Here is a 14,065-nt window from a genome sequence, read left to right as displayed (position 1 = left end):
TTGCAGTATTACTTATAGACAGTAACGTTGGGTGCTTGTATTTATTTTGTGAGTCGGTATAATTGACTTCAATTTTATTACTTTGGCGCAAATTTAAAAAATATGGAAAATTATCAACCTCGCCCTTACACATTTGATCGTGTTGTTAGAATGGTAGTGACAGCTTTGGTTTTTGGAGCTGTTTTATATGTGATTAATCTACTCAAGCATGTATTAGGACCATTTATCATTGCCGTGTTTATAGCCTATTTGCTTGATCCTCTGGTTAATTTTGTTCAGAATAAGATGAGAATCCGGCATAGGGGTCTGTCTGTTTTATTGACTGTTTCTGTTGTAGGGGCCGCTTTAACTGCAATAATGTTGTTTTTAGTTCCGGCCTTTATTCAGGAAATGAATAAGATGGTGCAATTGATCAGGATATATGTACAGTCGGTGGATGTCAGGGATGTATTACCCTTTGATTGGGAACATAGTTTAAGGGATATTATACGTGATACAGATTTGGTATCTTACTTAAATATCGACAATATATACGGGACGATAAAGAAAGTATTACCCGGATTCTGGAATTTGTTTTCTGGTTCAATGCGTGTTATTGCCGGTATAATCGGAATGCTGATTGTCGTATTGTATACTATTTTTATACTGATGGATTTCCAAAGGATGGGACAGTTGTGGTTAGGTATAATACCTTCACAATACCGTAAAGTCGCATCAGAGATAGTTGATGATCTGGGGCACTCAATGGACTTGTACTTCCGCTCACAGGGATTAATCGCCTTAATTGTTGGCGTATTACTTGCCATAGGCTTTAAGATAATTGGATTACCAATGGCAATCATATTAGGCTTGTTTATTGGTGCATTAAACATTGTTCCGTATCTGCAAATCGTTGGATTCATACCGGCATTGTTGCTCGCGCTTTTAAAAGCAATGGAAACAAACCAAAGTTTCTGGCAGATTGCATTGCTTGTGTTGCTAGTTCTGGCTATCGTTCAGATCATACAAGAAACAATATTGGTTCCCCGTATCATGGGTAAAGCATATGGCATGAATCCGGCTATAGTACTGTTGGCTTTATCGATATGGGGAAGCCTGATGGGCTTGATTGGTATGTTGCTTGCTTTACCATTAACATCGGTTATCGCATCCTATTACAAGCGATTTGTTTTGCACGAAGAGCTTCCTGAGCCAGAAGACAATACCATTTCTGAGTAGTTATTTAAAGTTAGGTGTTTGCCGTATAAAATGTATGTACATTTCATAACGAAAGGAAAAGAAAGTTTGAGTATTAAAAAGCAAAGAAAATATAGGATGATTAAAAGTAAATGATAACTTTGTTGTTGTTTTTAAATATAATCAGCTATGGCAATTAATATCAAAGAGGTTGTAGAACAATTTAAGATTGAAGGAACCTATAGTGAAGCTAAAATTTTCGGAGATGGCTTGATCAATACCACTTATAAAGTCAAAACAAGTGAAGATGATAAGCCTAATTACCTGCTTCAAATTATAAATCATCACATTTTCAAAAATGTACCCGAGTTAACGAAGAACATTCAGCGGGTTACCGATCATTTGCGATCAAAACTAAGTAAAATAGAGGGAAGTGATCTGGAACGTCAGGTATTAACTCCCATTGATACCTTTGATGGAAATGGATATGTAAAAGACGCGGAAGGTAATTACTGGCGCATGTTTTTGTTTATTGAGGGGGCGCGTTCATATAACCAATTGTCAAATGCCAATCAGGCTTATGTAGGAGGAAAAGCATTTGGTCAGTTTCAAAGCCGTTTAGCTGATCTTAAAGGAGAGCCCTTATACCCGGTATTACCTGATTTTCACAATACTGAAATGCGCATCATCAACTTTCAGGAACGTGTGAAGCAAGATCCGGTTGGGCGATTGAAAGAGGTGAAGGCAGAAGTAGATTACCTGATGGAACGTTCTGAAGAATACAAGAAGGTGGTGCAAATGGGACGTGAAGGATTAATCCCGGAGCGTATCGTTCATCAGGATACCAAATTCAATAATGTATTGCTGGATGAGAATGATGATATTCTTTGTGTAATTGACCTGGATACTGTTATGCCAGGTTACGTTTGTTATGATATTGGTGATGCCATTAGAAATGGTGCGAATACAGGCCTCGAGGACGATAAGAATTTAGATAATGTGAGTATGAATATCGAGCTGTTTGAAGGCTTTATCAAAGGTTTCCTTGAAGAGACAAAGGGCGTATTAACACCTGCTGAAATTGATACACTCGCTTTTGGAGCTAAGTTGTTAACCTATGAACAGGCGGTACGTTTCCTGGATGATTACATTGATGGTGATAACTATTACAAAACAAATGCCCCTGATCATAACCTTGTTCGCACACGTGCACAGATAAAACTGCTTCAGAGCATGGAAGAGCAATTCGAGCAGATGGAAGCCATTGTTAAGAAATATGCCAATTAATACTATTAATAGTAAGATTGATATAAAAAGCCGGAAGCATCAATGCTTCCGGCTTTTTATATTTTACAAACTGATGTTTAATCCCACCAGGTATAATCCTCCCATTTCATCGGCAAAACCGAACTGACGGTTTGTTGAATTAAACAGGTTTCGGGCATTGACAAAAACCGAATTGTTTTTGTACACCTTATAGGATACTTTAGCGTTAACAATTGTATTTGCCTTCACATTGGCAATACCTGAACCTGTATAGTCAGGGTTTAATTGTTGATTAAAATAATGCATTTGCGAATAGGCATAATCATGCTCATAAGTCTGCTTTGAGTAATAGTTCAAACCGGCAAAAACGCTTAGCTTCTTAGCTGGAATATAATTGACCGAGAAACCACCATAGAATGAAGGCGTTTGCTCATGTTTTTGATCCACTGTTTCGTAAACAGGATTTTCAAACATTGGTCCACCCGGTACTGAATTATCCGGCACAACTAACATCGGAACCAGCTTTTTCTGAAGGTTCTTTAGTTCGGTATTTTGTAAGGTGGCAAAGGCTTTAAAGTAAAGCTTTGAAGTTGGCTTATACAATACACTTGCAGTTGCACCCAGTTGTGCTGCTTCCACCGAAGCATTGTCATACTGGTAAATAATATGGATATAAGGTTGTTCCGCTGTTGGCGCCATTATTGACGGCTCAAATGTAGGGAAGTCCTTTGTGACTGAATAGTATGTTTCAATATCAACCTGTAAGCTTGGTGTAAGCTGTCCGCGATAACCCAATTCAAGTACATTACTGGTTGGTAGTTTCATGTGGTCATTACCCAGGTATTGCAGATAAGCATTGCCAGGTGTCATGGAACCTTCGGAGTAGCTTGCATAAAAATCAACCATTACAGGGCCTCTGTTGGCTTTTGAGTATGACGCTCTGAATAAGTTGTTGTCATTCGGTTTGTAAGTTCCGATCAGCTGGTATGTTAAGTAATTATCATCAGGTTTGTTATAATGATCTGATCGAATAGCGGCAATAAACCTTAACTTGTCGCTGGCCTTATAGTCGCCACGTAAGTAATAAGCAAAATTGGTTAGCACCGATTCATCATTTAAATAACCTGATCCTGGCTTGTTTTCAGGAATATAAGGTGTGTCATCGTACACAATGCTCTGGTAGCTGACACCCGGACGCAAGGTCAGATTGTTAATGGTGTAATCATATTCGGCTATGACATCAAAGTTACTATGGTCATATTTTGATGACGTACCACTACCGGCATATATATCCTGTGTGCCAAAAGTACCTGATAGCTGAACGCTTAAATTGTGAATGTTTGATATGGTATTAAAGTAGAAAGATTCAGATTCTCTTGTTGTTAACATTGTTTTAGAACCTTCCATAAATACGCTTTGAGCTTCTGAGTTCTGAATACCTCCTGATACAGCAAAATTGACCTTTTTCGATGCTTTGAAATCTAACCAGGCATTCACACCATACCTGTCCTTGGCAAGTGAAGGATCAGCAAAGGTAGGATCATCTTCGCCGGTAGGATTGCCGTTAATGTAATCGATCAGTTCGCTATAAGGATCATAAGTTCCGGTAACCCAGTTATAGTAATCGTTGGTGAATCGCTCACGTTGCTCAAAGTTTGCGCTAATGCGTGTTTTAACTTTGTTATCGGCAAATGAATTGCTTAAGGCAAAGTCACCAATCTTTGTGGCTGCATTACCAAATTGGAAATTGCCGTCAATGCCAATTGATTTATCTTCAGCCTTTTTGGTAATGATATTAACAACGCCGCTAACGGCATTAGGTCCGTAAAGCGCGGTAGAGGCGCCCCTGATAACCTCAATGCGCTCAACATCTGAGATGCTAACAGGTAAAGCTTCCCAGAATGTTCCGCCGTTCATGTTATTAAAAACTTTACGCCCGTCTACCATGATGAGTGACATGGAGTTTTCAGTGAAAAAAGTAAAGTTACCTGACGGAAGGTTGTCATTCCCGCGGATATGTACATCATAGTTACCATTGGATTCTTCTCTGACAATAAAGCCTGGTACCAGGCGGAACGCTTCCTCAATGGTTGTAGCTCCCGAATTAATGATTTCTTCTTTTGTGATGATTGATGAAGACAGGGGCGCATCAAAACTGTTTTCAGCTTTTTTTGATACGGCCACAATTTCCATATTCATCAAGTCTTCGAGTGACATGTTAAAATAATCAATGGTATCTCCATCCATTGATTGTGCCCTTGAATTTGTAACACCCAATGCTAATGCGATAAGCATAGCAATCCCAATTCTACATTTCATAAAAATATGAGTTTGATAGATTAATTAATCACCTTCGCTCACAAAGTGGCCAAAGTGGTTTAGATAAAATTCTAGTTGATTTCAGGTAGTTTTACCTGTGAGAAATATTCATTATAGCCTGTTGTACAGGCAGTCCCTTCCCAATGCAATTCCCCTTGCTTCCTTTCTATTCTTCCAAATGTATTTTTCAATTCCCCTTATTTTGATTGTTTTTGCCGGACAACCTCGTGCTGATACGCCTTGATGGCACAAATGTTTCATTATCTCCCAAAAAAGATGTTGTTGTATTTATATCTTGTAATTTGCACGTAATCAACCTGTAAGATTCGAAGATGAGGTTCAAATGTTCGACATTTCAATGTTTAATACGACTCTGTAAAATAACAATTAGAGTAGCTGATTCGATTTCTTTATTTTTGCATTAAGAAATAACGCTTATGACCAAGGTTCTATTAGTATTGCCGCCTTTTACACAATTAAATACTCCATATCCGGCTACAGCTTATTTAAAGGGATTCTTAAACACCATAAATGTGGATTCCTTTCAGGCTGACCTGGGAATTGAAGTCATCCATCGATTGTTTTGTGTTGATGGTTTAACGAAGCTGTTTGATGAATATGTAATAGATGGGCATTTCAGTGAAAATGCCCGTCGCATCCATTTGTTAAGAGATGAATACATCGGCTGTATTCAACGGGTAATGGACTTTATGCGGGCTCCGGATATTATAGAAGCACAAAATTTGTGTCATGGAAATATTTTACCTGAAGCAAGTCGCTTCAATCAATTACATGACGACTCAGAGGCTTTTGGTACCATGGGCTTGATGGATAAGGCGAAGCACTATTGTACCTTATTTCTTGAAGATTTGTCTGATTTTATCATCGAGGTTGCAGACTCCAACTTTGGCTTTAGCCGGTATGCTGAACGCTTGGGACGCTCAGCCGCATCCTTTGATGAATTGTATACAAAACTGCAGGGACCGTCAAGCTTTATTGAACAGATCATGGAGGAAGAATTAAAGCGTTTATTGGAGTATCATAATCCGCAACTGGTGTTGATATCCATCCCGTTTCCGGGCAACTTACTGGGCGCTTTACGAGCAGGGCAGTTCACAAAAAATTACGATAAAGAAATAAAGGTTTCACTTGGAGGAGGCTTTGTCAATACCGAGCTGCGCGAATTAAAAGATGAGCGTGTATTTCAGTTTTGTGATTATATAACTCTTGATGATGGTGAGCTGCCGGTAAAATGTTTGATCGAGTTGATAGAAGGTAAGCGTCTGCAGTCACAATTAAAACGGACCTTTGTTTGTAAGGCTGATGGTGTGGAGTTAATGAATGGCGCCAATGAAACTGATATTAAACAGGAACAACTGGGGATACCCGATTACAGCGATTTAGATTGGAACAAGTATATATCAGTATTGGAAACGGCTAATCCCATGTTTCGACTTTGGTCTGATGGTCAATGGATTAAAATGACCCTGGCACATGGGTGTTACTGGGGCAAATGTACGTTTTGTGATGGCTCACTTGACTACATAAAACGTTATGAACCAGTCAATGCAAGTTTGCTGGTTGATCGCATGGAAGCACTGATTAAAGCAACTGCTAAACATGGTTTTCACTTTGTGGATGAAGCAGCGCCTCCGGCATTGTTAAAAGACCTGGCCATTGAGATTATAAAACGTGAGCTGAAGGTGGTTTGGTGGACTAACATTCGTTTTGAGAAAAACTTTTCTGCAGATCTATGCCTTTTATTAAAGCAAAGTGGATGCATAGCTGTAGCAGGTGGGCTTGAAGTGGCATCAGACAGGATTCTCAAGTTAATCAATAAGGGTGTTAGTATAGAGCAGGTAAGTAATGTGACAACCAACCTTACAGAAGCAGGTATAATGGTACATGCCTACCTGATGTATGGCTTTCCTTCGCAAACAGCCCAGGAGACAATTGACGCATTGGAAGTAGTCAGGCAACTGTTTGAGCTGGGAATTGTAAACTCAGGCTTTTGGCATCAGTTTGCACTGACGGCTCATAGTCCCGTAGGTCTTGAACCTGATAAATACGGCCTTACAATTACCAATGGCTTAGGAGGGACTTTTGCCAACAATGACCTTGAGTTTACAGATCAGGAAGGGACGATTCATGAGCAATTTAGTGAGGGATTAAAAAAGGCGCTTTACAATTATATGCATGGTATTTGTTTTGACTGGCCTTTGTCTGAGTGGTTTGAATTTAAAGTTCCAAAAACTAAAATACCGCCTGGCTATATTGAAAGTAAACTAACAGATGGTATCCTGATAAAAGACAACAGCCGTGTTATCTGGTTAGGTAAAGAACCACATGTAAAAGATTTTACTAAAAAGAAAGGTAAGAAGGATGTAAAAATGACAGAATTGACACTGTTTTCTGGTAAAACCCATGTGCAGGTTACTACCAAAGCTTCACTCGGGTACTGGTTGAAAGATATCCTGAGCAAAGCTTCGTTACGGGAAGAATCGCTTAGTTTCGCCTCATTTCAGCACGAGTATGAGACTAATCAACCGGGCGATTTTAATAAGTTTATCAATAGCTATACATTCTCACAACTTAAAGATGCGGGCCTGCTGATTGTATAAATAATCAGAATTCAACTTTAGTTCTGAAAGCGATTTTGTTTTGAGCGGGATTAAACCCTTCAAAGCGATGAATATTGCTATCAGCCTGGTTGGAAATAACTATTGTTTCCCCGATCATAGTCTCTTTTATGTAGTTGATAGATAGTGATTTTGGATAGTTATTCTTGTGAAAGTCAATGGAGAAGGTATCCATCATCCAATCGACGTAACGTGTAGATGTTACATGTTTGTTCAGGTCAATGTCAAAGTATGTTGGTGTAATGCTTGTTTCAGACTGTTTTTTGACGCCTCCAAGTTTTTCAGGTGTATATTCAAGGGCATTAACATCTTTCAGTGCGGTGAATATTTCCATTTTCTCCTTATTGAAGTACCCCGGGTGCTTAGTATCCAGGTCTATGGCCAGCCAGGCCGAACTCGCTTTGGCTACTATTTTACCTTGTGCGTCTCTTATTATAAAATCACGGATATAGAAGATACGCTCAATGTTTTTGGGCCAGGTTTCCACCTCAATCTGCTCGTTCCACATAAGGGGGCGATAAATCTCAATGCTTAAACGGTTTAATACCCAAAAAAGATGCTCTTCTTTCAGGTCATCAAATCCAAACCCAAGGTTCTCGGCTGAGGAGATGGCTGATTGTATTAAATAATTAACCAATGCTCCGGGCTTTAACCTGGAAAACATATCTGTATCGGCTGATGTTATTGTGTACCTGGTTTTAAGCTGTGTTGATTTAGTCATATTAGTATTATTTGTTAAGGTTATTCAATGGATAAAAGTAGAAATTTTATCAGGAATCCAAGGAAACAGCCATAAGTGATTGATTTCTGCAAACCTTTTCGGAACAGTCAAAATTTAAAAGTGTAGTGGGTTGGAAGTGTTGTATGTGGCAGATAATGAGGTTTATGTGCGTGTGTGTTCTTTGATTGAACCATGAGCTATTACGCAAGTGTTAGCAGGCTTTCTTAAATTTACAGGAAACTAATTGATAAGATTATGAAAAGCATAATGAGCTTGCTATTGCTGGTAGCACTAGGTCTGACATCGTGTTTAACAAAAGAGACGAATACGGATACAAAGAAAGCAGAAGTACCTTTTGTGTGGGAGAACGCGAATATTTACTTTCTTTTGACCGATCGTTTTAATAACGGTAACACATCCAATGATTTGAACTTTAACAGAACAGAAGAAACCGGAACATTACGTGGTTTTATGGGCGGTGACTTAAAAGGTATTACCCAAAAGATAAAAGAAGGGTATTTCACCGATTTAGGAATCAATGCCATCTGGTTTAGTCCGGTTGTGGAGCAAATACATGGTTCGGTTGATGAAGGAACAGGTGTTACTTATGGTTTTCATGGATACTGGGCAAGGGACTGGACAGCTTTGGAACCTAACTTTGGTACAGAGGAAGAGCTGAGTGAGCTGGTTCAAACAGCTCATGAACACGGTATTCGAATTGTGTTAGATGTTGTGATCAATCATACAGGACCTGTTACATCACAAGATCCGCTATGGGGTGATGAATGGGTGCGTACTGAGCCTCAATGTCGTTACCAGGATTACGAGTCGACTGTAACCTGTACTTTGGTTGAGAATCTACCTGATATCAGAACAGAAAGCACACAGGAAGTTGAGCTGCCGAAGTCATTAATGGATAAATGGGCTGACGAAGGTCGTCTGGAAAAAGAGATGGAAGAGCTTGATGCATTTTTTAGCGCAACAGGTTATCCACGTACGCCACGTTATTATATAATCAAATGGTTAACTGACTACATTCGTAAGTACGGAATTGATGCTTTTCGTTTAGATACGGTAAAGCACACAGAGGAAGATGTATGGGCTGATCTATGGAAAGAAGCCGTTAAAGCCTTTGCCGACTGGAAAGCTGCTAATCCTGACCTGGTGATGGATGAAAATGAGTTTTACATGGTAGGTGAGGTGTATAACTACGGTGTTTCCGGTGGTAGATGGTTTGATTTTGGCGATCGTAAAGTCGATTATTTTGCCAATGGAATGCAAGGTCTCATCAATTTCGAATTTAAGTACGACGCCACTAAAACATACGAAGAGATTTTTTCTAAGTATAGCACCGCGTTAAACGGACCGCTTAAAGGACAGGTTATTGTCAATTATGCCGCATCGCATGATGATGGCGGGCCATTTGATAAACAGCGCATCAAAACCATTGAAGCAGGAACCAAGCTGTTGTTATGCCCCGGATCATCACAAGTCTATTATGGCGATGAAACAGGTCGTAGCCTGGAGATCGAAGGTACAGTTGGTGATGCAACCTTACGTTCATTTATGAACTGGGAAGAGTTGGCAAGCAATAAAGATGTGAACGGTATTACTGTAAAAGCCATTCTTGCACATTGGCAAAAACTGGGACAGTTCAGGGCCGCCCATCCATCGGTAGGAGCGGGTGTTCACCAGATGATAAGTAATGAGCCTTACTATTTCAAGCGTGAATATGTATCTGGAGATTATAATGATAAGGTGATTGTAGGCCTTGATCTACCATTGGGTGCCAAGTCTGTTGATGTAAGCGGTGTGTTTGCAAATGGAGATATGGTTAAAGATTACTATTCGGGGCAAACGGTTAAGGTTAAGAACAACCAGGTAGCTTTAAATACAGATTATGATATTTTGCTGCTTGGCAAGTAATATTGATTAAAGGTTAATAAAAACGGGGCTGTCCAAAATGAAAGAAATTGCTCGCAAAGAACGCAAACGAAAAAAAAAACGCAAAGCACGCAAGGTGTTGAAAAATAACATCATATACTTTGTTGTCTTGGCGTAATTCTTAGCGGCCTTAGCGTGAAACTTAAAATTTGGACATCCTCGTTTGTTTATTTTAAAGTACATTACTCTTTATCCTGTTCGTCTTCCAGTTCTGATATTTCACCATTATAACTAATGCTGCTTCGGTTGTTACTGATTACAGTTACAGAGGCACTGCCACTGTATGAGATATCCATGCTAATGCGGAAAGTGTCATTTTCTCCTGCAGCTTCAAAACTGTAGGAGATGCGCATTTTTTTCTCATTTATCTCCAGCTTTTCGTCTTTAATTGCTGTTTTATCGAATTTAATGCCGCCGTCACCACCATAAGGTACAGAGAAGCCACGTCCGAAAAATGGCATGTCACCTTCTGTTTCTGTGTTCATGACCTTTATGAAACCATAGTTAGTTGTAAGGTCAATGGAACGACCACCTTGAGGGAAGGCTCTGTCTGGCACAAAAATAAACGCCTTACTGTCGACCAGCTTTTGTGTTTCGACAAACTGTTCCATCCTGCGCTCTTTTTTATTTTTCTTTTTCTTACTCTGTGCATTTGCATTTTCAATAGGCAATACCAAAATGCTTGATAATACCAGGAGACCAATAAGCGATTTCATAACTCTATTATTTAAGGTTAACTATTATTTACTTGTAAAATGATGTGTTAGAGTGCCCTTTCTACATCACTTTATGCTTTATAAGCCAATTTACGGTTTTAATTACATATTTCTTTATTTCGCACATTCGCATTAAATGTTATATTTTTGTAATCACTTTATTTGTAACCAAATAATATGCCACAGATAATAAATACTAACAAGTTGTATCAATGCTTTGTTTGTGATGCAAGTATTAACGATGGTAATATGAGCTATCATAAGCAGGTCAATATGCCGGTTTGCGATAATTGCAAAGGCTCTGATAAAGAGCGGCAAAAGGTTAATGAACTGCTTGAAGGCTTAGCCGATGGTTTTGTTTGTGGTTGTATCTAATCCCGCAATTATGAAAAGAGTAAAAATTATTCTCGTATGTGCTTTATTAGCTGTTTTCAACCTTGGTGCCATAGCCCAGGAGGAAACGAATGAAGAAAAGCCAGCATTCAAAGACAAACTATTTACCGGTGGTAGTATTGGATTAACATTCGGAGATTATACGAATTTAATCATAAGCCCGGTTATTGGAGCACGCTTAAACCCCAAAGTGTATGCCGGCTTAGGAATCGAGTACCAATATACAAAAGATAAAAGATACGACCCTGCTTTAACCTATAATCAGTTTGGTGGTCGCTTGTTTGCACAATATAATATACGACCATCCCTATATGCTCATGGTGAATTTGCAGGTTACAGCATGGAACGCTACACTACCTTATTGAAAAAAGAACGAAACTTTGTTCCCTTTATATATTTCGGAGGAGGATACAGGAAAATGATATCACAACGTAGCTTCTTGACTGTACAGGTGTTGTTTGACGTGTTGCAGCATAAATATTCTCCTTATAAATCGTGGGAGCCTATTTTTAGTGTAGGTTTTGGTGTTGGTATATAAGAATATACAAACTGTCTTAAGTCGCCGGTAACAATGATTAACGGGGATTTCATTTTTAACATTACCTGTAAAATATAAGACCACACCCCGATAGCTATCGGGGTTCACCAATTAACACAAATAGTTCCGCATACCTGAAGAGGCACTGAGTCGCAGATTTTTATATTAAGAATCAATATAACTCTGAGCCTTTGTGTCACCGTGTTTATTCATCGATGCTTAAAAACAGACAATTATATATTACTGTAAATTTAATCCGCAGGAATGTAATTACATAAATAGGTGATTATTCTGAAATTCTTCCGAGGTTAAAAAAATAAAGGATTATCAAATAGTATTTTAAAGGCATTTTCCCAGGATAACCAGCGGCGACTTTTAGATGTAATGTTTTATTTTATAGACAAGTATTCCCATCCATTCTTTTAATAAAAGAGGCCACAATTGAAGCGTTGTGAGAGAGGGGAGAAAATAATCGGCCGGTTTAAGTGGTTGATGAGAGCTGATAAGGTGTGTTGATATGGCATCAACCTTAAAGCCCTGTTTTTCAAAGCAAGCTTTAGCACGTTTCATATGAAAGGCCGATGTTATCAGGGCGATGTCCTTTTTGAGATATAAGCTATCAAATAAGGCAGCCGAGTATAATGCATTTTCAAAAGTATTTCTCGATTGCTGTTCAAAGTGGATCTTCGATGAGTCAATACCAATATTAATTAAGTATTCTTGCAGGTAATCTGCTTCCGGTCGTTCAGTGAAGTATATTTCTGCAGAGCCACCACTTATTACTATTGGCCTTTCTTTGTTCATGTTATGGAGCAATATGGTCTGTAGCAAACGGTCACTGGCCTCATAAAAATGTATGCGTTGGATGGCATCTTCATAATCCGATAATCCACCTAAAAGAACCAAGGGCTTTACGCTATACTGTTGATCTTGGAGTGAATGAGCCGGATATTCCCAGGCTTTTGTTATTTTCTGAAATATATACGAGTTGGAGAAAAACAAAAAGATAAGAGCCGCAGAAATGAAGCTGAGCTTTTTAACTGATCTCGACTTAATAAATAAAGTAAGTACAAGTAAAAGTACGCACCAGTTAAATGGAATCAGCAAAAAGCTTAATATTTTAGATAGTAAGAAAAACATTTGTTTTAACTAAAATTTGGAAGTTACACCAGTCCTTTTAATTTTGTTGTAAAGAAAAGAAAAACAAAATAAGCAATCGAACAAAATCCTGTTTTATGCATTTTAACCAATTACTTCGCGAGCGATATTCTATCAGAGAATACAAACCGTTAAAAGTTTCTAAGGCTTTAGTCATTGAAGTTTTGGAAGCAGGTCGCATGGCTCCTTCGGCAGCCAACAAACAGCCATGGAACTTTATTCTGATTTCAGATGATGAAAATCTGAATAAGTTGAAGACAGCGTATGACAGGGAGTGGTTTAAAAATGTGCCGCAAATGATTGTTGTTTGTGGCGATCATGAAGAATCGTGGAAGCGATCGGTAGATCAGAAAGACCATTGCGATGTGGATGCAGCTATTGCTATTGACCACATGACCTTGCGGGCCACAGAGCTAGGGCTGGGAACCTGCTGGGTGTGTCATTTTAATCCAACTATTGTAAGGGAAATATTACAGTTGCCTGAGCATGTTGAACCAATAGCGCTCCTGCCTTTGGGCTACCCTGTCGATAATAAAGCACCGGAAAAGAAGCGCAAAGCTTTTTCAGAAGTTGCATTTGAAGAAGTATATGGAACGCCGTTGAAAAAATAATATTATAAACACCTGTGAAACCCGGAATAGCTTGCTGTTCCGGGTTTTTTTATGGATGCTTTTGTATACAGCTGGTAATGGTACTTCCGCGCACTTCAGTTCCATGCACCGGCATAGCCAATGCTCGATTGTGTATAAATTATATTGATGAACAAAGAAACTGATTTTTGTAACCACGGATTTCTTCCTTTTGACCACGGATTACACGGATTATCTAATCGCTTAGCGATTAGTTGTAACAATAATCAAATGGTCTAGTCAATGATTCGTGTACCCTGATAGCCATCGTGGTAATCGGATTTAACGGATTATGGCTGCGCCATAGTAATCGCGTAGCGATTGCACAATTCGTGTAATTCGTGGTTCATTCTTTTTTTATTTATTTAAATCATTTGTTTGTACAATACTCTACTTCCTTTGAAACCACGGTTTTCTTTTTCTTTTTCTTTTGACCACGGATATACTCTAATAAATTACAATTTTTTAAGCCACTTTTTCATTGGAGCTGTTCATATTTCTTTCTCTAGGATCAAGACAAATATAGTCTTGACTGTATGGTTTCTTGTTTTGAACAACACTATAAA

11 protein-coding genes are annotated in these 14,065 nt (G+C 38.8%); 7 read left to right on the top strand and 4 right to left on the bottom strand.

Going from position 1 to position 14,065, the window contains the following annotated elements; all coding sequences use genetic code 11:
- The first annotated feature begins 102 nt into the window (after window positions 1-102).
- Together ACRD69_RS10365 and ACRD69_RS10360 are read left to right on the top strand one after the other, a co-directional pair.
- The gene (locus ACRD69_RS10365) at window positions 103-1,218 is read left to right on the top strand and encodes an AI-2E family transporter (RefSeq protein WP_430815010.1); all 1,116 of its coding nucleotides are present in this window, start codon (window positions 103-105) and stop codon (window positions 1,216-1,218) included.
- Between the two features lie 147 nt (window positions 1,219-1,365).
- A complete protein-coding gene (locus ACRD69_RS10360) occupies window positions 1,366-2,463 on the top strand; it encodes a phosphotransferase enzyme family protein (RefSeq protein WP_430815009.1) in 1,098 nt (365 codons plus the stop codon).
- Window positions 2,464-2,526: 63 nt separating this feature from the next.
- Here the strand turns inward: ACRD69_RS10360 and ACRD69_RS10355 are convergent, their stop codons facing one another.
- The gene (locus ACRD69_RS10355; protein WP_430815008.1) at window positions 2,527-4,761 is read right to left on the bottom strand and encodes a TonB-dependent receptor plug domain-containing protein; all 2,235 of its coding nucleotides are present in this window, start codon (window positions 4,759-4,761) and stop codon (window positions 2,527-2,529) included.
- 437 nt (window positions 4,762-5,198) lie between these two features.
- Between ACRD69_RS10355 and ACRD69_RS10350 the strand changes: the two genes are divergently transcribed.
- Window positions 5,199-7,382 (top strand): B12-binding domain-containing radical SAM protein, encoded by a 2,184-nt coding sequence (locus tag ACRD69_RS10350; protein WP_430815007.1) that lies wholly within the window; start codon window positions 5,199-5,201, stop codon window positions 7,380-7,382.
- A 4-nt stretch (window positions 7,383-7,386) separates the two neighbouring features.
- Here ACRD69_RS10350 and ACRD69_RS10345 read toward each other — a convergent pair whose 3' ends face one another.
- Window positions 7,387-8,121 carry an acyl-[acyl-carrier-protein] thioesterase gene (locus ACRD69_RS10345; RefSeq protein WP_430815006.1) on the bottom strand — a complete coding sequence of 245 codons (735 nt, stop codon included), beginning with the start codon at window positions 8,119-8,121 and terminating at the stop codon, window positions 7,387-7,389.
- Window positions 8,122-8,376: 255 nt separating this feature from the next.
- Here ACRD69_RS10345 and ACRD69_RS10340 point away from each other — a divergent pair, with 255 nt between their 5' ends.
- On the top strand, window positions 8,377-10,047 hold the full coding sequence (locus ACRD69_RS10340; RefSeq protein WP_430815005.1) for an alpha-amylase family glycosyl hydrolase: 1,671 nt from the start codon (window positions 8,377-8,379) through the stop codon (window positions 10,045-10,047).
- 200 nt (window positions 10,048-10,247) lie between these two features.
- Here the strand turns inward: ACRD69_RS10340 and ACRD69_RS10335 are convergent, their stop codons facing one another.
- A complete protein-coding gene (locus tag ACRD69_RS10335) occupies window positions 10,248-10,781 on the bottom strand; it encodes a DUF4251 domain-containing protein (RefSeq protein ID WP_430815004.1) in 534 nt (177 codons plus the stop codon).
- Window positions 10,782-10,958: 177 nt separating this feature from the next.
- On the opposite strand from ACRD69_RS10335, the gene ACRD69_RS10330 reads away from it, so the two are divergent.
- Both ACRD69_RS10330 and ACRD69_RS10325 read left to right on the top strand, forming a co-directional pair.
- Window positions 10,959-11,156 (top strand): hypothetical protein, encoded by a 198-nt coding sequence (locus tag ACRD69_RS10330; protein WP_430815003.1) that lies wholly within the window; start codon window positions 10,959-10,961, stop codon window positions 11,154-11,156.
- A gap of 10 nt (window positions 11,157-11,166) precedes the next feature.
- Window positions 11,167-11,712 (top strand): hypothetical protein, encoded by a 546-nt coding sequence (locus tag ACRD69_RS10325; protein ID WP_430815002.1) that lies wholly within the window; start codon window positions 11,167-11,169, stop codon window positions 11,710-11,712.
- Between the two features lie 375 nt (window positions 11,713-12,087).
- On the opposite strand, the gene ACRD69_RS10320 is transcribed toward ACRD69_RS10325, so the two are convergent.
- Window positions 12,088-12,852 (bottom strand): YdcF family protein, encoded by a 765-nt coding sequence (locus ACRD69_RS10320; protein ID WP_430815001.1) that lies wholly within the window; start codon window positions 12,850-12,852, stop codon window positions 12,088-12,090.
- 95 nt (window positions 12,853-12,947) lie between these two features.
- On the opposite strand from ACRD69_RS10320, the gene ACRD69_RS10315 reads away from it, so the two are divergent.
- Complete coding sequence (locus tag ACRD69_RS10315) at window positions 12,948-13,481, top strand: nitroreductase family protein (RefSeq protein WP_430815000.1); 534 nt, start codon at window positions 12,948-12,950, stop codon at window positions 13,479-13,481.
- Window positions 13,482-14,065: the final 584 nt, after the last annotated feature.

Origin of the sequence: Carboxylicivirga agarovorans (assembly GCF_050589845.1) — a bacterium.
Classification (GTDB): domain Bacteria; phylum Bacteroidota; class Bacteroidia; order Bacteroidales; family Marinilabiliaceae; genus Carboxylicivirga; species Carboxylicivirga agarovorans.
This window is presented reverse-complemented; position numbering and strand designations above follow the sequence as displayed.

What these genes read in the sequence shown, in the direction of transcription:
- ACRD69_RS10350 (WP_430815007.1), top strand. Translation starts at nt 5,199, where the DNA reads ATGACCAAGGTTCTATTAGTATTGCCGCCTTTTACACAATTAAATACT.
- ACRD69_RS10365 (WP_430815010.1), top strand. Translation starts at nt 103, where the DNA reads ATGGAAAATTATCAACCTCGCCCTTACACATTTGATCGTGTTGTTAGA.
- ACRD69_RS10345 (WP_430815006.1), bottom strand. Translation starts at nt 8,121, where the DNA reads ATGACTAAATCAACACAGCTTAAAACCAGGTACACAATAACATCAGCC.
- ACRD69_RS10325 (WP_430815002.1), top strand. Translation starts at nt 11,167, where the DNA reads ATGAAAAGAGTAAAAATTATTCTCGTATGTGCTTTATTAGCTGTTTTC.
- ACRD69_RS10340 (WP_430815005.1), top strand. Translation starts at nt 8,377, where the DNA reads ATGAAAAGCATAATGAGCTTGCTATTGCTGGTAGCACTAGGTCTGACA.
- ACRD69_RS10315 (WP_430815000.1), top strand. Translation starts at nt 12,948, where the DNA reads ATGCATTTTAACCAATTACTTCGCGAGCGATATTCTATCAGAGAATAC.
- ACRD69_RS10335 (WP_430815004.1), bottom strand. Translation starts at nt 10,781, where the DNA reads ATGAAATCGCTTATTGGTCTCCTGGTATTATCAAGCATTTTGGTATTG.
- ACRD69_RS10320 (WP_430815001.1), bottom strand. Translation starts at nt 12,852, where the DNA reads ATGTTTTTCTTACTATCTAAAATATTAAGCTTTTTGCTGATTCCATTT.
- ACRD69_RS10330 (WP_430815003.1), top strand. Translation starts at nt 10,959, where the DNA reads ATGCCACAGATAATAAATACTAACAAGTTGTATCAATGCTTTGTTTGT.
- ACRD69_RS10360 (WP_430815009.1), top strand. Translation starts at nt 1,366, where the DNA reads ATGGCAATTAATATCAAAGAGGTTGTAGAACAATTTAAGATTGAAGGA.
- ACRD69_RS10355 (WP_430815008.1), bottom strand. Translation starts at nt 4,761, where the DNA reads ATGAAATGTAGAATTGGGATTGCTATGCTTATCGCATTAGCATTGGGT.